Raw genomic sequence first — 18,202 nt, forward strand, 5'->3', positions numbered from 1 at the left:
TACAGTTAAACTTTCAGGAGAAGTCTGGCTCTAACCTCCGAGAAACCTTTATAGAAACCATGAACAGATTCAGTTACTTCATCCTCCTGGCACTGGGCTTATTGAATGCCTCGTTTTCACAAGCGCAAAATGCCCAGATAAAAGGTACTGTAGTGGATAGCGCAAGCCGCTCGGCGGTAGTTGGTGCCTACGTGGCTGTGAGCCGCAATGTGCCCGACGCTAAGCCGGAATACGTCACTACCGATGTGAACGGACATTTTGCATTTACCGGTCTTTCCAGGGAAATTACCTATCTGGTCAAGGTTACTTATCTCAGCTACAAGGATTTTACCAAAACAATAGCCGTCACCAATGATGTTCAGGATCTGGGGACGATCCAGCTTACCGAGGCAGTTGCCAACCTGAAAGAGGTAAAAGTGGTAGGACAGGTAACTGCCATGGAGCAAAAAGGCGATACTACCCAATTTAATGCAGCCGCATTCAAAACCAATCCCGACGCTACAACCGAGGATTTGATACAGAAAATGCCAGGCATTACCGTCGCCAATGGGACAGTTACAGCTCACGGCGAGACTGTAAACCGCGTTCTCGTGGATGGAAAGCCATTCTTCGGAGACGATGCTGCATTGACATTAAAATCCCTCCCGGCAGAAATAGTGGATAAAATCGAAGTTTTCGACAAGCTGAGCGACCAGGCGCAATTCACAGGCTTTGACGATGGGAATGCACAGAAGACGATCAATATCGTGACCAAAGCCGATCGTAAAATGGGCCAGTTCGGGAAAGTTTTCGGTGGCTACGGACTCGATAACCGGTACCAGGCTGGCGGTAATGTGAGCTTTTTCAAAGGTGATCAGCGCATTTCTGTGATCGGGCTGAGCAACAATATTAATATGCAGAACTTTTCGAGCCAGGACCTACTGGGGGTGACCGGAAGCGGCGGTCGTGGCGGCAGAGGGGGCGGGGGAGGTTCGTCGGGCAATTTCCTGGTGGGTAACCAAAGCGGTATCACGGGCACCAATTCTTTCGGGCTTAATTATGCCAATAAGATCGGCAAGAAAGTTGATTTGTCCGGCAGCTATTTTTTTAACAGAACGAACAATGTAAACGATCAGACCACCCAGCAGCAGTACCTTCTTGCCGGGACTGACAACAACCAGCTTTACAATGAGGCGAGCCGGACTTCCAGTACCAATGCGAATCACCGACTCAACATGCGTGTAGAGTACAATATCACTCCCAACAATTCGCTGATCGTAACACCACGCCTGAGTTTCCAGGATAACAAATCCGGAAGTATGCTGACAGGACTAACCACAGTTGGTGGAAAGCCCATTAACAGCCAGGATAACAGCCAGTCCAACAAGAATGCAGGCTACAACTTTTCTAATGACCTGCTCTTCCGTCACAGTTTTGGGAAAAAAGGCCGGACCGTAAGCGTGAATGTAAATACGCAGCTGAATGACCGAAATGGGACCCGTAACCTTTATTCCCGCAATTTGTACTACAATGGTTTTATGCTGCCCGACACAGCAGTACGCGGAGACACGATTGATCAGGTGAGCTACACCAATTCTGACGGGCTTACGTTAGGTGGGAACCTGATTTACACTGAGCCGATCAGCAAGAATGCGCAACTGCAACTGAACTACGGCCTCACAGTGAGCAACAGCAATTCCAGCCGTGAAACTTACAACATGAGTTTTGATGAAGGCACTTATACCGATCTTGATACTTTGCTCACCAACAATTTTGACAACAGATATGTGACAAACCGCGCCGGGCTGGGCTACCGCTACCGTAAGAACAGCTGGTCGGCCAACTTTGGGCTGGATTTTCAGAATACCGGATTGTACAGCCAGCAGCTCGCGCCTGCGACCAACAAGGTAGATCAATCGTTTACGAATTTTCTGCCCAATTTTATGCTGAGTTACCGGTCTAAGTCAGGTACGCAGTTCCGGACGTTTTTCCGCAGCTCTACAAGTCAGCCGTCGATTTCACAGTTGCAAAATGTGGTAGATAACAGCAATCCGCTGTCGCTCACAGCAGGTAACCCGAACCTGAAACAGGAATACCGCAACACGCTCAACATTCGCTATTCACTGGCCGGCGCCGAGCGCCCTTACAACCTGAATGCAATGGTGTTTTTGACACAAACAAACAATGCGATCGTGAACTCAACGATCATCGCACAGGAGCCGACTACATTGCCTAGCGGCGTTGTACTCGAACGCGGCGCAAGACTCACTTCACCGATCAACGTGGACGGTAGCTGGAATGCGCGGACCTTTTTGGCTTATGGAAAACCGGTAGCGCCATTGAAATTGAATGTGAACCTGACAACCGGATTCAATTACGTACGATCGCCAGGTATGATCAACAATGTGCCAAACTTCTCAAATACTTACGCGATTTCGCAGGGACTGGTGTTGAGCAGCAACATCAGTGAGAAGCTGGATTTCACCGCTTCGTACTCTGGTAATTACAATGTGGTGAGAAACACGATCCAGCCAAACCTGAACAATAACTACTATACGCAGAGCATTACCGGCCGCGTCAACTGGATCTTTGGGAAAGGTTTTGTGGTGCAGAGTGATATCAGCAGTCAGTCGTATCGTGGCTTGGGCGCGGGATTCAACCAGAACTTTACCTTATGGAATGCGAGTGTCGGTAAGAAATTCCTGAAAAACAATGCAGGTGAACTGAAACTGACTGTTTTTGATATCCTAAATCAAAACAACAGTATCAGTCGTACCACTACTGAAACCTACATTCAGGACGTGAGTAACAGGGTGTTGACGCAGTACGCAATGCTTACATTCACTTATACATTGCGGAATTTCGGAAAGGCTCCGACAGGCAATAATTCCCGCAGACGTGATTTCGAGGGTGAAGGCGGCGGGTTCCGCAGAAGCGGCGGAGAGGGAAGAGGTCCCGGCGCTTTTTAAAGAGATTAAACTCTCGGATAAGGCAAAAAAAGAATCCCGACTCAATGTAATGGGCCGGGATTCTTCGTTTATGGACTTACTACTTTCTGCTTGCGAAAGGAATAATCAGCTTTTCGCCGCGTTCTGCAAAATCTTTTGATTTACCATTGGCTTTCATCAATGCTTCTTTCGTTACCCCGTACTTATTAGCTACTACACGCAAAACGTCGCCCGGACCAACTGTATGAACACCCTGAACCTGAACTTTCAGCTTGGTAACACCCGATTTAATGTCAGATACATCGCTGTTAAGTCCCTGTAATGTTTCGGTTTTCAGGTTATATCTGGATGCTATACTTGAAAAAGTTTCTCCGCCTTGCACAGAATGAGTGATGGTTTCTCCACCAAGTGAACCAGCCGAAACAGTCGGCTTTGCTTTTTCAGGTTTGGCCACTACCGGCGTCGGATTTGATGCGGCTTTTTCATCAGCGCTTGGTGCTTCAGTTGTTTCCGGTGTGCTTAAAGGTTCGTCTGTGATCGGCTCAGCGGCTGATTCTTCCAATGTTGAGTCGACAACCACAGAAGTGAGCTCCTCGGAATTGGAAGAGCTGTCTGAGATATATTCATACCCGACATAAAGCATGGCTAATACCAAAAGCACTAACACGAACAGCGTGACGATCGGTAAATTTGACTTTTCGGTAGGACGGATATTTCTTTTTTTAGCGAATTCGTCTTCCATAACTTAGCCGTAAATCAGGTTTTTAGTGGAGTTAATATTTCACGAAAATAATAAACGTGTACTAGTTTGCAAGTTGCTTTCTCAATTCCTCATTCATCGCTGAAACTTTGTCTTTCAGGCTTTCTTTGAATGCATCGAGGCGTTTTCCGGTCGCTTCGTCACTCGCACCGATGATCTGAGCGGCAAGTATCCCGGCATTTCTTGCGCCGTCCAGGGCTACTGTGGCGACAGGTACTCCGGCGGGCATTTGCAGGATCGAAAGTACCGAGTCCCAGCCGTCAATGGAATTGCTGGACAATACCGGCACCCCGATTACGGGCAGCGAAGTGAGCGAGGCTACCATTCCCGGCAAATGTGCCGCGCCGCCTGCTCCGGCTATAATTACCCTTAATCCACGCGACCTGGCAGTGGAAGCATATTCCAGCATGCGCTCAGGGGTGCGGTGCGCGGATACAATCTCCATTTCAAACGGAATACCCAGCTCTGTCAGCGCGTCGGCTGCGAGCTGCATTACTTTTCCGTCCGAGAGGCTTCCCATGATAATACCTACCATTTCAATTATTGCGTTGATTTTGTACTGATAACCCTGATATTGTTCTTAACGAATTCTACTTTCTCCCTCAATGCGCCCAGATCGCTGTCCATGATGGTAATATGTCCCATTTTGCGGAAAGGCTTGGTAATGCTCTTCCAGTATAAAAACGGGAAGACCTCATCTTTTGCCAGCAGCTTTTCCATTCCCTCGTAAACGGCCGGGCCCTCAAAACCATCTTCTCCCAGCAAATTCACCATTGCAGACGGACCGTAAGCTTGTGTACTGCCCAATGGCAGGCCCAGGATTGCACGCCAGTGCTGCTCATATTGGGAAGTTGCATTGGCGCGGATCGTGTGGTGCCCGCTGTTATGCGGCCGCGGCGCTACTTCATTGATCAGTACCTCGCCGTCTTTCGTGAGGAAAAGTTCTACCGCAAGCAGACCTACTATCTGAAAAGCTTCCGCTGTTTTCTTGGCAATCTCCTGTGCCTTGTTGTTGATTTCCTCTGTAATTTCTGCCGGTGCAAACAGGTATTCAACCAGATTGTGCTCGGGATGAAAAACCATTTCAACAGTAGGAAATGTAGCTGTTTCTCCCTGCGCATTGCGCGCTACCAGCACCGCCAGCTCTTTCTCAAAATCCACTGCTTTTTCAAGCAGTCCGGGTTTGTCAAAGGCCTTGGAGAGATCCGCTTCGGAAGTAAGCCGCTGCACACCGCGACCGTCGTACCCGTCTTTTCCCAGCTTGTGGAACGCAGGCAAAAACGACAGGTAATTATGTACGTCCTGTTGATTTTCGGTTAAAATGAATTCAGCTGTGGGCAGGTTATGGTCGAGGTAAAACTGCTTTTGAATGCGCTTATCCTGGATCTGGCGAATGACTGAAGGCTGAGGGTATACTTTCTTGCCTTCCTTTTCGAGCGCCTCCAAAGCCTCCACATTTACCTTTTCGATCTCAATCGTGATAATGTCAAGGTTTTTGCCAAACTCATAAACTGTATTATAATCCTGTAGAGATCCTTGCTGAAAGTGAGGGGCAATTTTGCGGCAGGGCGCTTCTGCATCCGGGTCCAGCACGTGGATATCCAGGTTCCAGTCAACAGCAGCTTGTAAAAGCATTAAACCCAACTGGCCGCCTCCAAGAATTCCAATTCGGTATGAAAGCATTTACGAATCAAATTTGATGGTCGCAAAATTGGCTTAAAAACCGCTAACATAAAACTGAATTGGCATCTTTTGACGAAAATGTGACAAATTTCGACAAGGTGCTGCAATCATTTAAGAAGCCTGATCAATGCGATTTCAACCAGGAGAAAGAACAGTGCTGCATATAAGAAGTACTTCCAGAGGTAGGTACCCATATTTTGCTGCTGAAAAGCGGTTGAGAATGCGTCGTCGTCGATTCTGTCAAAGACCTGAACATTCTTTTGTCCTGCAAATAATGTCCTCAGTTCTGCGGGCGAGTAGTATTGCAGTTTTGATTCCGCGTTGTTGTGGTTGAGCGCAATAAGCTGCTCTGCTTTATTATCCCGTACCAGCTCGTAATATCCGGCTGCCAGGCCTTCGCCCAGCTGGTCGCCTTGCGGTATGCTGATCAGCAGCTGGTTGCCGCTGACGCGCTGCACGGGAATAATCTCGGTTTTGTCTCGGCGGAGTTTATAGACCGCATTGCCCTGAACACCTGCGATACTCAGACTGATCGGATCCTCGTCAAAATCGAAAGATGTACGCTGCGCGCGGACACTCGATGCTGCGATCTTGTACATAACAGGCACAAAAATCGCATGCTGAGCCACTTTCCCGTATTCCGGATTGAACGGCGCCGCGAAAAGGTACAACCTGCCAAGACCAGCTGTGACCTGATTCAAGTAAACTTGTCCATTGCGCAGCGAAAGCAGCGGCTGTCCCGAACTCGACCAGCTGAGAACAGGGGCGGCGGTAGGCAGGTTCAGGTTGATCTCCTGGCGGACAGATTCTTCAAATACATCACTGAAAAACGGATTGTTCCGGTCCGGTGAAGCCAGATCTATCGGGCTGGGAGTATTTGCATTCACATTCAGGCCGCGGACACCTAAATTGTTTAAAAATGCAGCATAACTTTCCGCCTGGGGATTTGTCGGCGGGATCAATGCAACACTCCCGCCTTTCCTTACAAAATCCTGCAATTCCTGCGGCAATGTGCCCGGAACCTGGGTTAATCCCTCTAAAACTACCAGATCAGCATTCTTGATCAGTCCGGGATCTACATTCTGAACACTGTGACTTTGGAGTGTAAACAGGCTGTCATTGTCATATACATTCTCCACATAATTCCCGCCCGATTTCTGACCGTATATATGTAAAACACGGATCAAAGGGGAGGAGTTGAGTACGAAGAAGTAGTCGTTGTCGAAAGTAACAGGAAAGTCGTCGAAGGTAATCTGTCCCTTTTTGTAGCCTTTTCCTTTTAAGTTAAAATTAAACTTGGCAATCGCGCTTCCATTTGCGGGTACATTCACAGACGCAGTGGAAGCCTGCGTATTGTCCAGGCTAAGTTTTAAAACCACATTTTTCGCCTCCTCGGTACCAGAGTTACTTACTTTCACAAACAGGATATTGTTTTGAAGCTCACGGATAAATGGGGTATTAAGCCATGTGGAGTCAACGAAAATGTTCTTCTCGGCTGCGGCTTGTACCGGGACCAGAAAAACCTGGTTGGTAGTATCGGTCTTCAATGCGCTCAGGTTGCCGGCGGTACTTTTTTGAAAATCTGAAAACCAGAAAAGCTGGTTTGCCCCTTGCTGCTGGTGGCGCGCAATGAGATGTTCCTGTCTTCGGTAAATCTGTTCAAATGTTCTTGGTGTATTGGAAAGATTGATCGTAGTCAGCCTGTCCCGCAGCTTTTCTGCCGGGTAAAGTCCCTGTTCCTGCGCTGAAAAATCGTTGGTAACGAGTTGCACTGAAGTGGAATTCTTGAATAATCCCAGCAAGTCGCTCAGCCGCTGCGTGGCAATGTCCAGATACCGTTTATTGTTGAGCTCGCTTTCCATGCTGTACGAATTGTCGAGGTACAGACTGGTAACACCCTGCCGGTTGACTGCGAGCTTGTTTTCTGCGGGGATAAATGGTTGCGCGAAGGCAAATGCGAGACAGCTGATTGCCAGAATCCTGGCTGCGAGAACGAGCCAATGTTTGATCTGCCTTACTGATCGGGTTTTCGTTTCAACTGCTTTGAGGAAAGCCACATTGGTAAAGAATACTCTTTTGGTGCGGCGGAAATTGAAAATATGTATGGCAATCGGAACGGAAACGGCCAGTAAACCCCATAAAAATGATGGAAACAGAAAACTCATTGGATCGAATCGAAATGGCTGATTTACTTGTTCAACGCAGTTAAGAAAGACAAATTACACTAAAATCTCATAACTGGTTTTTATTTCAGGGGCTTTCTGATATGTAGCCTGGTTTTTCCTAACTTTGCACTTCATTTTCGAAAACTTATTGTTCTTTATTCTGTCGAAAATCGGAAGTTGTTAATTTAAACTAAGTTATGGCGAAAGTTTCGGTGAACAAACACCAACCCGTTTATCAAATGCCCACGAACCCGGCTGCGGTTCGTACCAAGAAATACGCATTACCTACCAAAACATACATTATTCTGGCTATGCGTTACTTTTTCAAAACGCAGCTAAAATGGGGATTGATTCCCCTAGCCCTGATCCTGATCAACGCAGTACTCAATTTGACGGGCGTTTATCCCAACCTTTGGATTTACATTACGGTGTTTGTGGGTGTGATACTTTACATTCTGTTCTGGCTGATCCAGTTTACCGGAATTACCCAGCTGGCGCAATACAAGCCGATGTTTGAAAAGTTTCAATACGAGATCGACAACCGTCAGATCCTGATGAAGCTGAACCAGAAAGAAGGAAGCATTATGAAGTGGGAGCAAATTATGGATGCGTACAAAGACAAGGAAGCTTACGTACTCGTCATTTCAAAAGGTCAATTCCTGCACCTTCCGTTCAATATCTTCACTTCCGAGCACGATATCAAAGTATTTGAGCGCATTATGAAGCAAAAGAACTTCTTGAAAGCTTAGTTACTACATTGTCAATACCTGCCTGATTCTCAACGAGTCAGGCTTTTTTATGGCGCCACTTTCAGCTACGTATTATGGATCAGCCTGTCATATTTACAAGGTTCAAAGAATCGGATCACGCCGAGCTGGCTGCATTGTATGAACGGGTCATGCGAGAAACTTTTTACTGGTTTGACGAAGCCCGTTTGCAAGAGGCGAATTTTGATGATGATACAGAAAACGAGTTTATTGTCGTGGCTAGAGTGGGAGAAAAGCTGGCCGGATTTGCGTCAGTATGGCTGCCTGACAATTTCATTCACCATTTATACATCGACAGTGCGTTTCAGGGAATGGGAATAGGAAAAGGGCTTTTGGCCAACGTAGTCAAAAGATTGCAGGGTAATGCAACACTCAAATGCCTGGTACTGAATACAAGGGCAGTTGCATTCTATAAAAATAATGGATGGAAGACACTCGCCGTGAGCGACTCTGACGATGGAGAGTACATTCTTTTTGCCCACACTCCGGAGCTTACTTCAAGCTAGTTTCCTCATGCTCCTTTGCAAATTTCTTCTCGCCAGCTGGTATTGCAACGGATAAATGGTTTGCAGCAGGTGGAATAGGGCAGTTGTAGCCTGTGCTGTACGCGCAATATGGATTGTAAGCTTTGTTAAAATCCAGCACGTAAGTATTGTTCTTGATATCTGTCGTTTTAAGGTCAATATAGCGGCCGCCACCGTAAGATTCTGTTCCATTGGTTTTGTCTTTGAATGGAATAAAAAGGTAATCCTTATACTTGGCGAGCGCCTGCAGGCTGAGGCTGCGGTACACATTCAATGTTTCTTTCTTTCCATTCACCCTGAATTTCAGGACACCATAGCGAACGTAGGTCTTTTGGGTACCGCTGTAAGTGGGCATTTCGAATGATTTTCCTCCTCTTGTTTTTTCAAAACGCGCTTCAACCCGATAACTAGAATCCGCATCAAAAAATTGAAGAAAGCGGAGATCGTCTTTTTTTAATGGTGAGTTGGCGGTATGAAGAAACTCCTTCTTGTAATTGTCGCGAAATTGTTTCGTCTCTTCCAAAAAGCGCTGCGCGCTGCATAATGCAGTTGTTGCAACCAGGAGCAGAAGTGTGTTAAAAAAGGCTTTCATAGGGAAAAAGTAAATCCGGTAAATCAATTACCGGATTTGGGTGAATGTGTTCTAAATATATAATTAAAAAACCATTCCAGAATTATTTCACCGATACTTTACGGATTTTAGATTCATCGATGTTCAATGCTTTTACGACTGCATTGTAATCGTTGTAATCCAATGCACCGTTGGTACGGGCGGCAAATTTGGATGGCACTATAATAATCCTGAATTCCTGATTTCTTGTGTAGTCTGTTGTTAGCGTGCTCAGGTTGACTGTTCCGTCCAGGAATATCCGAAAATCGTTGGTAGTGCGGTCGTAATTGTAAGTCAGCATTCCGTTCGTCAGGTATTCTGTTTGAGGCAAGAGTCGGTAAGCATCTAACTGCTGATTACCAGAAGTTACTGTATTCCAGTTGCTGTAAATCAGAACCGCATCCGAGTCGTAAACTTCAAGATCGGCCTGATCCCACGTCATGGAATATTCAAAATCATTATCGGCGGTAAAATTTACTCCAACCAGATCTATGGTTTCTCCGATAAGTGATTCTCCTATTGGTCCTTGTGGCCCCTCCGGACCGCGGCATCCCTGGAACAATGCAACGAATACGAGTAGCAGGGGAATGAGTTTCTTGTTCATGATTGCGCTAAATTAAAATTGAAGATTGTTTGTAAATATGCATTTAGATTGCCTTGCAATGATAAAGTTTAATTCCTGACTGATCGTTAACTTTCATTAACTAAATTGCCCTGGAAACCAAGTACAGGCACTTTCTGGAACTGTTGGAAGATCGTTTTTATTGCAAAAGGGTAATAATATAATAATTTGCGTAGATAGAGGAAGCGCATTACTTTACGCTTTGAAGATGCATTATCTTAAACCAATCAATACATACAAAACCAAGACCAAAAATGATAAACCGTAAAGCAACAGCCGTTTGGAAAGGCACCGGTAAAGAAGGAACCGGCACGATCAGCACGCAAAGCACAGTGTTGGAAAACACGCAATATTCTTTCAACACACGATTTGCAGAAGGAAAAGGTACTAATCCTGAGGAGCTTATCGCCGCTGCACACGCAGGTTGTTTCGCAATGAAGCTCAGCTTCGAGCTGAATGCCGCTGGTTTTACAGCCGACGAGTTGAACGCGACTGCGACAGTGAGCCTGGATCCAACAAAAGGGCAGGTAGTAAAAAGCGCAATCGAATTAAAAGCGACAGTGCCCGGCGTATCTGCCGAGCAGTTTGCGGAAATTGCTGAGAAAGCAAAAAAAGAATGTCCTATCTCGCAGCTGCTGAATGCAGAAATTACTTTGAACGCGGAGTTAATCTAAATGCATTCAAATAAATAAATCGCTCGCGATCCTGTCTGCGAACAATTTTCCGGATTCGGTCAGCAGCAAGGTTTCGGATTCCTCGCGGATCCAGCCGTTTTTCTTCATGGTCAATAGTTCATTGCTGTTGGCCGTGAAGAATTTTCCTTCCGAAAGCATTTGAAGCTTGCTTACATTCACGCCCCATTTGGTACGCAAGCCGGTCAGCACATATTCGTTCGTCTGATCCTCTGCCGAAAGCTGCTCGAAAGTGGCCGGGATTACATGCGCAGCAATCGCCTCCACATATTTAGCATTGTTTGAAATATTGAACTCCCTGCTCGCACCATTGTAAGAATGCGCACTAGGACCGACGCCCAGGTAAGGGTGCTGCTGCCAGTAAGAGCTGTTGTGCCGGCTGTACTGCCCATTTCTGGCAAAATTGGATATCTCGTACTGCTCGTACCCATTTTCAGCCAATGTTTTAATGAGTATTTCAAATTGCCTGGCTGCAAATTCTTCGTCGATGGGCTGGATTTTCTTTCTTTTCAGCCAGTTCCCAAATACCGTCTGCGGCTCGATTGTGAGGCAGTAAGCTGAAATATGTGCTACATTAAGCGCAAATGCTTTTTGCAGATCGTCTTGTAAGATCTGGTCATCGGCAGCCGGGATCGCGTAAATCAGGTCAATGGAGATATTGTGGATTCCGACTTCCTGCGCCAGCTTCACGCATTGCATTGCATCAGTTGCAGAATGCACACGGTTTAGGAAACGCAGGTGGTTTTCATTAAAAGATTGTATTCCAATGCTCAGCCGGTTAATTCCGGCCTGAGCAAAGTTTTCAAGTCTTGCCCTGTCAAGATCGTCGGGATTTGCCTCCAGCGTAATTTCTGCATTTCCGGCGATGCTGAAATGCTTGCTGGCGGTATTCAGCAGGATATCGAGCTCTTCTCTGCTCAGCACAGAAGGTGTACCTCCACCGAAGTAAATGGTTTCAATCTGCTCTGAGCCGAGGTATGATCTGCGTAATTCAATCTCCTTTGCGATTGCCTCCACCATCTGCCGTTTGCCGGAAGTATTGGTACTGAAATGGAAATCGCAATAGTGGCAAGCCTGTTTACAAAAAGGAATATGGATGTATAAATGCATTACCTCGCGTTTTTCTGCCACTCCCAACCGATTTTCAACCCAGCCCAGAGGTTATTTTTTGGTGCACTATTGTAATACCGGTTTCCAAATGCATTTAAATCATAACCCATGCTGTAAATTCCTGCATTGACCTTTTCTGCCGATGCTGAAAGTTCGCTGTACAAGTGTCTGCCCCAGTTGCGTTTCCAGCTTACCCGTGCAATCCATTGGTTGTAGGACGTATTTTTAACAGTGTTAGCATCATTGAGATACATTGCGTCAGCACTTTGGTAAGTCACGAATGCGGAAATTCCATATCTAAGTAAAATATCCAACCCTGATGTTTGTGTGAAACGAGGGATACCCGGCAGGAATTTGCCGCTTAAATCCGTATCTGCTTGCTGGAAATTTTCGAACGTGTATCTCGTCCAGGTCCCATTGTTCCATAATCTGAGGGAAACAGGCAACTCCGGATTGGAAAGCAGATCGTAGGATACAGTCCACTCCAATCCATTCTGCCGCGTTTTTCCTGCATTGATAAAGTACTCAGAGCCGGCTTCGTTAGTTCTGCGCACAATACTTTCTTTCAACGCAAAATGGTACAGACTTACTTCCCCGGTAATGCGTTTGCCTGTTCTGCGTAAGCTAACTTCTGTGTTAACTCCGCGTTCCGCATTCAAATCCCTGCGAAAACCTCCGGCGGAAGGCCGCACTTCCTGCAAGGTAGGAGGTGAAAATCCGCCGCTGTAAGAGGCTGTCACCGACCAGTTGCCTGCTATTACCTTGTTAGCTGCAAAGCGCGGTACGAAAATGCCGTCGAAATTGCGCTGCTCTTTTGCGTATGGGAGCTCAAAAAAGCGCTCGTATTTATATTTGAATGTGTTGTAGCTTACACCAGCACTCAATGTCAGGTCGGTGAGCAGCACAGCTTCCAGCTGACTGAAAACGGAGAGGTTTGTGGTCCGGATATCCTCGACAGTTTGTTGTGGACCCGGAATGCCGCCCAGGTTATCATAATTACGCTGCGCCGATTTTCCATACTGCCACTCAAAACCGCTGGTCCACTTGGTTTTTACATTGCCAAATTCAGCCTGGTTTTGCCAGATGTTGCGACCGCCAATTCCATTTTCATCCCGCTTTTCATAATTGGAAATAAATGGATTGGCAAAATCGGTGTACGTGAGGTACAATGCATTCGATTGGGTCCAGCTGTCGGAAAGTTGCAGCGTGTAATTTCCTCCTATAAGTGCCAGTTTTGTGTAAATAGCTGCCCGCTGTGCCTCGCTTCCGGGAACCGTGGCTGTGGGCTGTCTCGCTTGTTTCGGATCGGCCCTGTATTGCGCCAGGTTGATACCCCCGGGGGTTTGATAGTAGAGGTCAGAATACATACCCAGCAGCGATAATGTCCCTTTTTCTCCAATTTTAGAGGAGGAAGTAAATCGAATCGCATCTCTGTACATCGCGCTGTGGTTACGGTAGCCATCCTGTTCGCTATGTCCGTACTGAATGGAAATGTCGCCGACCTGGATAAGTGAGTTTCGGCTCTGAAAACCATATTTCCCAAAACTCACACTTTGCTCAACCCGGTTTTGGAAAGCATTGTTCGGATAGCTTTGCAGCAGCACAACTCCTCCTGTACCTGCCCCATAAATACTGCTGCCCGGGCCTTTGATAATCTCCATTCCCTGAATCGCGTCGTAATCCACGGAATTAAGCGGGGTATTTCCGCTTGCGTCGGTGAATGGAATCCCATTCCAGTAAAACTTCACGTTTCTGACGCCGAAAGGGGAGCGCATCAGGCTGCCCCTCACTGAAAACCGGTAGCTACCCGGCGAACGTTCTTCCATTCTCACACCCGGCACGCTGCTTACCGCATTGACCCAGGTTGTGGGGGAGAATCTTCCGAGCGTGCGTGCATTGAGCACTGCGACGGTGGCGGTTGTGGTAAGCGGGTTTGTTTTTGATTCAAATGCATTGACTGTGACTTCCTGCAACTGGCGGGCGGCCAGCGAATCGGTCTGAGCGAATGCTGCCGGGCAGGTTGTTCCAAAGAATAATGTCAGGGCTAGTGGGTAAAGTTGGCGCATGGGGCTGTGGTTATACCAATAAAGTACAAAACCGGATACATAAAGAAATCGGGCCTGTCTATTTACCAACAAACCCATTCCATTTACGCGAAGTTCAGCCAGGAACAGGTAACTAGGGCATTGAGAACAAACTTCCACAAAAAGCAAGTGAGAATAGGGCTATACGTTTTTGGTAAGATTTTTTTAATAAAACCTTCAAATGACAACATTCGCATACAAGTTTTACCAAAACAAAACATTATGAAAAAGATCACTTTGATGGTCGCTTCAATGCTGACCATGGGCATGCTGACAATGACAAGCTGTTCAGAAAAAACAAAAGATTCTGCACAGGAAACAGTTGATGAAGCGAAAGATGACATGGACGACAATGTAGCCGAGGCAAAAGCTGACATCAAAGAAGCCGGAAATGATTTTGAGGCGAAAGTGAAAGAAGACAAGGCTTCATTGAAGAAAGATATCGACGAAGCTGTTGCGAAACTCGACAGGAAAATTGAAGAAGCAGACGCCAAAATGGAGAAAGCTGCTGATAAAGAAAAAGCAAAGTGGCGCGACCGCAAAGCTGAGCTGAACAAGGAAAAAGACGAACTGAAAGCTTCCTGGAACGAGGTAGAAGATGAAACCGCCGAGAAGTGGGATGCATTCAAAGCTAAAACGAACGAAAAGATCGCTAAGGCGAAAGCAGATATTAAAGACTAGGAATTTGGATTAGGGTTATGTATTCTAAAAATGCTCCTGTTAACGGGAGCATTTTTTTATTTTCTGGGTAAATGGATCTCCGTCATCATACACCTGGCCGAGCCTCCGCCGTGTGCTTCAATGTACGACAAATCGGTATGCAGCAGGCGTGCGTACTCGTTTAACTGGTGCACCTGCTTGCTGGTAAGTGATTCGTAAGCCTGCGTCGACATGATTAGGAATTTGTCTGCGCTTGCATTTCGCACCATCAGCATATTGCCGGCGAAATGGCGGACCTGATCCAGTGATATTTCTACAATGTACTTGTTGGTATCTTCCAGTGCAGCTCTCACTATTAATCTCTCGTCGGGATCTTTAATTGATTCCAGGCAAACCACCGCGAAAATATCTCCCACACACATCAGTACATTGGTGTGGTAAATGGGCTTGTCGTTCTCGTCAGTCGCATTGAATGCGATGATTTCATAACCCATTGCCTCACCAAAAGCGGCCAGTACGTCGGGATGTGTTCTGGGCGAAAGGCAGGCGTAAGCGATCTTGTATCTTCTGTCGAGCACCATGCTGCCGGTACCTTCCAGGAATTTGCCCTCTTCCTCGAAGTAAGTAAGGTCGATGATCTCTTCGATCTTATATTCTTTTCCGAGCGCCTCGATAATATCCTTCCGCCGTTCCAGCCGGCGATTCTGTGCCATCATCGGGTACAATACCACCTTTCCGCTTTGGTGAAAAGACACCCAGTTATTTGGAAAAACGGCATCGGGCCGCCTCACATGATCAGTATCGTCGAATATCTGCACTTCAATGCCCGCCTTGCTGAGCTGATCGGTCATTAAAGCAAATTCCTCTTCGGCGGTTTGCGCGGGCGTGTTGCTTTCGTTGGGCGACAGGTTCCGCTGCTGGTATTCATTGGTTGCGGCAGTCTCTTCATTATACCCGAAGCTGGCCGGGCGGATCATCATAATCCTGGAAGTAGACTGTGGCTGTATCTGGGCAGATGAAGTGATAACGCGCATAGGAGTTTTTTTACACAATTTACGATCGAAACGGTATGATTACAATATTAAAATTCACGCAAAATGGGCATGCTCATACAATGAGATCCGCCCCGCGCACGGGAAAGTTCTGCTGAGGGGAGGGTAATGAACGTATCGCGGAGGGTTTCGGGATCAAGGTGCCCCGACTCGAATTGTTGTATGATATCTTTGGCACTGATCACCGTAAAACCCTTCTTGCGAAAAGCTTCCAGCGTTTTGTCATTGCGATCGTAACCGATTACCACGCCTTCCTGCAATGCGAGCAGATTACAGGAATCGGTCCATTGTTCGCGCTCTCCGTAGGGAAATTCATTGTCGCCGGAGTAAATAAATTGGACAGGCTCTTCGCTGCCGAGGTCCGTTTTGCTGATATCTGTTAGAAGATCTTCCAGGTTCTCGATTTCCCGGGGTTGTTCCGTTCCTTTCTCAAACTGTAATATCCTGAATTCCTTGTTTATATCCGTGGGCGCGAAAAAGTGTAGTACGTCTTTCTTTCGGGCCTCGTCGCCGAGCCGCGCCAGTGAACCCAGCAGTACCCACACATTTTTCTTAACCTGCGTGAAAATGGTATCAATGTGCATGTAGTCACGCTTTTTCGGGATTTTGATGATCGTGATTTTGCTGACCACATTTTTTTCAAACAAAATCTTCATCACCTGCTGAGCAGCGTAAATGCTGGTCCGCTCGCTGCATCCGATCACCAGGTGATTAGGCGCCACGGTCATGATATCGCCGCCTTCCAGCGTGCAGCGGTGGTAATCGCTCGCTTTTTCGTCATCGGGCAACAAAAAATGCTTTTCATTATCAGGTATCTCGATCACATTGTTCCTGACATGTTCAAACATCGGGTGGTTGAAAAATACATATTGCGCCAGAATGGATTCGCGGGTCCGTGCGGTTTTGGCGGGTTTATTCAGGAGAATGTATTCATTGATCACAATGCCGATATCCCGCATAAAAATCAGGTTCGGCAGCGGCGCAAATAGCATTCGCTCGTCGGAACGAGACCCGGAGATGAAGATCTTGGCCAGTTCGTGCGGGTGGCAGGTATGCAGCTCTTCCTGGATTGCGAATGCACATTTTTCTATTCCGCAGATCGCCGCTGTCAGCTTGCTGCGCGTGCCGGGTTCTTCCAGTATCTCGGCAAGTAATTTCTGAAAATCGACGACACAGTCCGAATTATAATAATGATCCGAACCGGGGATAAAAAAGGAGCGTCCGGTGTCTGCGTCGACTTCGGCGAGCTTTCCTTTGATCTTCTCAGGATCCAGAAAGTAGAGCAGCAGCTTGACGTAATAATCATATTCGTCCCGCCGCATGGTGTCCAGATGAACAATATCTTCGAAAAGCCAATCCTGCGCCTTGCTGGGCACAACTTTGCCGAGGCCGCGGTCGGGACTATGTATCAAAAGTCGTTTGAGCCGCCCTGTCTCCGACGTGACTTTTACCTTGTAGCGGTGGTCTGTATTGGTCGTTTGCATGAAGTATTACAAATGCTTTGATCGCAAAATAAGGGTTTATTGATCAATTAAAAATAGCCTCACGCGCCACAGGCAAGGATGCAGCCGTTTTGAGATATAATATCATTTATACGGGAACAAGGGCGGTATTAAAAAGGTTGTAGGTTAGGTGTGGTGCACGTTTTCAGCCAGTTGCGTCCATTTTCTTTTACGGCCAAAACGTGTTACTTTTGCGGTAAAATTGCCACGAACTATCTATTAAGAATTAATCAGTTATGCTCTCAATAAATGACTTGCGTGCCTCAGTTGAAGGTAAGGAAATATTAAAAGGTATCAACCTGGAAGTGAAACCGGGTGAGGTACATGCAATTATGGGTCCTAACGGTTCCGGCAAAAGTACGTTGGCGTCTGTGCTTGCGGGAAGAGAGGAATACGAAGTAACAGGCGGGAGTGTTGTTTTCAACGGAAAAGATATTCTTGAAATAGCTCCTGAGGAAAGAGCCGCTGAGGGTATTTTCCTTGCGTTTCAGTATCCTGTTGAAATTCCTGGTGTTACTACCATTAATTTTTTGAAAACTGCGGTTAACGAAATCCGTAAATATAGAGGAGAAAGCCCGTTGGATGCAGCTCAGTTCCTTAAAATGGTGCGTGAGAAAGCCAAGCTGGTGAGTATGAACGACTCGCTGCTGAAACGCGCATTGAACGAAGGGTTTTCAGGTGGGGAGAAAAAGCGGAACGAAATTTTCCAGATGGCGGTGCTCGAACCGAAGCTGGCGATACTTGATGAAACGGATTCCGGTCTGGATATCGATGCATTGCGCATAGTTTCGGAAGGTGTTAACTCGCTTCGTTCTCCTGAGCGCGCTACGATCGTGGTAACCCACTATCAGCGTTTGCTTGACTATATTGTTCCTGATTATGTACACGTACTTTATAAAGGCAGGATCGTAAAATCGGGCCCGAAAGAACTGGCTTTGGAGCTGGAAGAAAAAGGTTACGATTGGATCAAAGCCGAAGTGGAAGCAGTCAGTTAAGAACCTTGTTTGTGGAGTTTCTTGGCATTAAAGTACCTTATTAAAAATT

At 46.7% G+C, this 18,202-nt stretch carries 16 protein-coding genes; 6 read left to right on the forward strand and 10 right to left on the reverse strand.

The window, feature by feature from the left end; translation table 11 throughout:
• Positions 1-59: 59 nt before the first annotated feature.
• Positions 60-2,948, forward strand: coding sequence for a TonB-dependent receptor domain-containing protein (locus tag Q369_RS0109585; RefSeq protein ID WP_031527587.1), 2,889 nt, complete (start codon positions 60-62; stop codon positions 2,946-2,948).
• Positions 2,949-3,027: 79 nt separating this feature from the next.
• On the opposite strand, the gene Q369_RS0109590 is transcribed toward Q369_RS0109585, so the two are convergent.
• The 4 genes from Q369_RS0109590 to Q369_RS0109605 all read right to left on the reverse strand — a co-directional run bounded on the left by Q369_RS0109590 (position 3,028) and on the right by Q369_RS0109605 (position 7,535).
• Positions 3,028-3,669, reverse strand: a complete 642-nt coding sequence (locus Q369_RS0109590; protein WP_031527588.1) for a LysM peptidoglycan-binding domain-containing protein — start codon at positions 3,667-3,669, stop codon at positions 3,028-3,030.
• Between the two features lie 61 nt (positions 3,670-3,730).
• Positions 3,731-4,222, reverse strand: a complete 492-nt coding sequence (purE, locus tag Q369_RS0109595) for a 5-(carboxyamino)imidazole ribonucleotide mutase (protein ID WP_031527589.1) — start codon at positions 4,220-4,222, stop codon at positions 3,731-3,733.
• A gap of 5 nt (positions 4,223-4,227) precedes the next feature.
• Positions 4,228-5,370, reverse strand: coding sequence for a 5-(carboxyamino)imidazole ribonucleotide synthase (locus Q369_RS0109600; protein ID WP_031527590.1), 1,143 nt, complete (start codon positions 5,368-5,370; stop codon positions 4,228-4,230).
• 107 nt (positions 5,371-5,477) lie between these two features.
• Positions 5,478-7,535 (reverse strand): BatA domain-containing protein, encoded by a 2,058-nt coding sequence (locus tag Q369_RS0109605; protein ID WP_031527591.1) that lies wholly within the window; start codon positions 7,533-7,535, stop codon positions 5,478-5,480.
• A gap of 197 nt (positions 7,536-7,732) precedes the next feature.
• Between Q369_RS0109605 and Q369_RS0109610 the strand changes: the two genes are divergently transcribed.
• Together Q369_RS0109610 and Q369_RS0109615 are read left to right on the forward strand one after the other, a co-directional pair.
• Positions 7,733-8,284, forward strand: a complete 552-nt coding sequence (locus tag Q369_RS0109610) for a YcxB family protein (protein WP_031527592.1) — start codon at positions 7,733-7,735, stop codon at positions 8,282-8,284.
• 74 nt (positions 8,285-8,358) lie between these two features.
• Positions 8,359-8,808, forward strand: a complete 450-nt coding sequence (locus tag Q369_RS0109615; protein ID WP_031527593.1) for a GNAT family N-acetyltransferase — start codon at positions 8,359-8,361, stop codon at positions 8,806-8,808.
• On the opposite strand, the gene Q369_RS0109620 is transcribed toward Q369_RS0109615, so the two are convergent.
• Together Q369_RS0109620 and Q369_RS0109625 are read right to left on the reverse strand one after the other, a co-directional pair.
• The gene (locus Q369_RS0109620) at positions 8,795-9,418 is read right to left on the reverse strand and encodes a DUF1684 domain-containing protein (RefSeq protein ID WP_031527594.1); all 624 of its coding nucleotides are present in this window, start codon (positions 9,416-9,418) and stop codon (positions 8,795-8,797) included. The two genes, Q369_RS0109615 and Q369_RS0109620, sit on opposite strands and share 14 nt — an antisense overlap.
• An 82-nt stretch (positions 9,419-9,500) precedes the next feature.
• The gene (locus Q369_RS0109625; protein WP_031527595.1) at positions 9,501-10,040 is read right to left on the reverse strand and encodes a hypothetical protein; all 540 of its coding nucleotides are present in this window, start codon (positions 10,038-10,040) and stop codon (positions 9,501-9,503) included.
• A gap of 272 nt (positions 10,041-10,312) precedes the next feature.
• Between Q369_RS0109625 and Q369_RS0109630 the strand changes: the two genes are divergently transcribed.
• Positions 10,313-10,732: an OsmC family protein gene (locus Q369_RS0109630; protein ID WP_031527596.1), complete on the forward strand. Its 420-nt coding sequence runs from the start codon at positions 10,313-10,315 to the stop codon at positions 10,730-10,732.
• 6 nt (positions 10,733-10,738) lie between these two features.
• Here Q369_RS0109630 and hemW read toward each other — a convergent pair whose 3' ends face one another.
• On the reverse strand, positions 10,739-11,860 hold the full coding sequence (gene hemW / locus Q369_RS0109635) for a radical SAM family heme chaperone HemW (RefSeq protein ID WP_031527597.1): 1,122 nt from the start codon (positions 11,858-11,860) through the stop codon (positions 10,739-10,741).
• Positions 11,860-13,926, reverse strand: a complete 2,067-nt coding sequence (locus Q369_RS0109640) for a TonB-dependent receptor (RefSeq protein WP_035333208.1) — start codon at positions 13,924-13,926, stop codon at positions 11,860-11,862. Before Q369_RS0109640 ends, hemW begins: the two co-directional genes overlap by 1 nt.
• 240 nt (positions 13,927-14,166) lie before the next feature.
• Here Q369_RS0109640 and Q369_RS0109645 point away from each other — a divergent pair, with 240 nt between their 5' ends.
• On the forward strand, positions 14,167-14,625 hold the full coding sequence (locus Q369_RS0109645; RefSeq protein ID WP_031527599.1) for a hypothetical protein: 459 nt from the start codon (positions 14,167-14,169) through the stop codon (positions 14,623-14,625).
• A gap of 56 nt (positions 14,626-14,681) precedes the next feature.
• On the opposite strand, the gene ctlX is transcribed toward Q369_RS0109645, so the two are convergent.
• A complete protein-coding gene (gene ctlX, locus Q369_RS0109650; protein WP_031527600.1) occupies positions 14,682-15,638 on the reverse strand; it encodes a citrulline utilization hydrolase CtlX in 957 nt (318 codons plus the stop codon).
• Positions 15,639-15,685: 47 nt separating this feature from the next.
• Positions 15,686-17,140, reverse strand: a complete 1,455-nt coding sequence (locus Q369_RS0109655; RefSeq protein WP_031527601.1) for an arginine deiminase family protein — start codon at positions 17,138-17,140, stop codon at positions 15,686-15,688.
• 254 nt (positions 17,141-17,394) lie between these two features.
• On the opposite strand from Q369_RS0109655, the gene sufC reads away from it, so the two are divergent.
• Positions 17,395-18,153: a Fe-S cluster assembly ATPase SufC gene (sufC, locus tag Q369_RS0109660; protein ID WP_031527602.1), complete on the forward strand. Its 759-nt coding sequence runs from the start codon at positions 17,395-17,397 to the stop codon at positions 18,151-18,153.
• Positions 18,154-18,202: the final 49 nt, after the last annotated feature.

This window comes from Dyadobacter crusticola DSM 16708 (assembly GCF_000701505.1).
GTDB classification, from domain to species: Bacteria; Bacteroidota; Bacteroidia; order Cytophagales; family Spirosomataceae; genus Dyadobacter; species Dyadobacter crusticola.

What these genes read in the sequence shown, in the direction of transcription:
- Q369_RS0109630 (WP_031527596.1), top strand. Translation starts at nt 10,313, where the DNA reads ATGATAAACCGTAAAGCAACAGCCGTTTGGAAAGGCACCGGTAAAGAA.
- Q369_RS0109615 (WP_031527593.1), top strand. Translation starts at nt 8,359, where the DNA reads ATGGATCAGCCTGTCATATTTACAAGGTTCAAAGAATCGGATCACGCC.
- Q369_RS0109640 (WP_035333208.1), bottom strand. Translation starts at nt 13,926, where the DNA reads ATGCGCCAACTTTACCCACTAGCCCTGACATTATTCTTTGGAACAACC.
- Q369_RS0109645 (WP_031527599.1), top strand. Translation starts at nt 14,167, where the DNA reads ATGAAAAAGATCACTTTGATGGTCGCTTCAATGCTGACCATGGGCATG.
- Q369_RS0109605 (WP_031527591.1), bottom strand. Translation starts at nt 7,535, where the DNA reads ATGAGTTTTCTGTTTCCATCATTTTTATGGGGTTTACTGGCCGTTTCC.
- Q369_RS0109655 (WP_031527601.1), bottom strand. Translation starts at nt 17,140, where the DNA reads ATGCAAACGACCAATACAGACCACCGCTACAAGGTAAAAGTCACGTCG.
- ctlX (WP_031527600.1), bottom strand. Translation starts at nt 15,638, where the DNA reads ATGCGCGTTATCACTTCATCTGCCCAGATACAGCCACAGTCTACTTCC.
- hemW (WP_031527597.1), bottom strand. Translation starts at nt 11,860, where the DNA reads ATGCATTTATACATCCATATTCCTTTTTGTAAACAGGCTTGCCACTAT.
- purE (WP_031527589.1), bottom strand. Translation starts at nt 4,222, where the DNA reads ATGGTAGGTATTATCATGGGAAGCCTCTCGGACGGAAAAGTAATGCAG.
- Q369_RS0109620 (WP_031527594.1), bottom strand. Translation starts at nt 9,418, where the DNA reads ATGAAAGCCTTTTTTAACACACTTCTGCTCCTGGTTGCAACAACTGCA.
- Q369_RS0109585 (WP_031527587.1), top strand. Translation starts at nt 60, where the DNA reads ATGAACAGATTCAGTTACTTCATCCTCCTGGCACTGGGCTTATTGAAT.
- Q369_RS0109600 (WP_031527590.1), bottom strand. Translation starts at nt 5,370, where the DNA reads ATGCTTTCATACCGAATTGGAATTCTTGGAGGCGGCCAGTTGGGTTTA.
- Q369_RS0109590 (WP_031527588.1), bottom strand. Translation starts at nt 3,669, where the DNA reads ATGGAAGACGAATTCGCTAAAAAAAGAAATATCCGTCCTACCGAAAAG.
- Q369_RS0109610 (WP_031527592.1), top strand. Translation starts at nt 7,733, where the DNA reads ATGGCGAAAGTTTCGGTGAACAAACACCAACCCGTTTATCAAATGCCC.
- sufC (WP_031527602.1), top strand. Translation starts at nt 17,395, where the DNA reads ATGCTCTCAATAAATGACTTGCGTGCCTCAGTTGAAGGTAAGGAAATA.
- Q369_RS0109625 (WP_031527595.1), bottom strand. Translation starts at nt 10,040, where the DNA reads ATGAACAAGAAACTCATTCCCCTGCTACTCGTATTCGTTGCATTGTTC.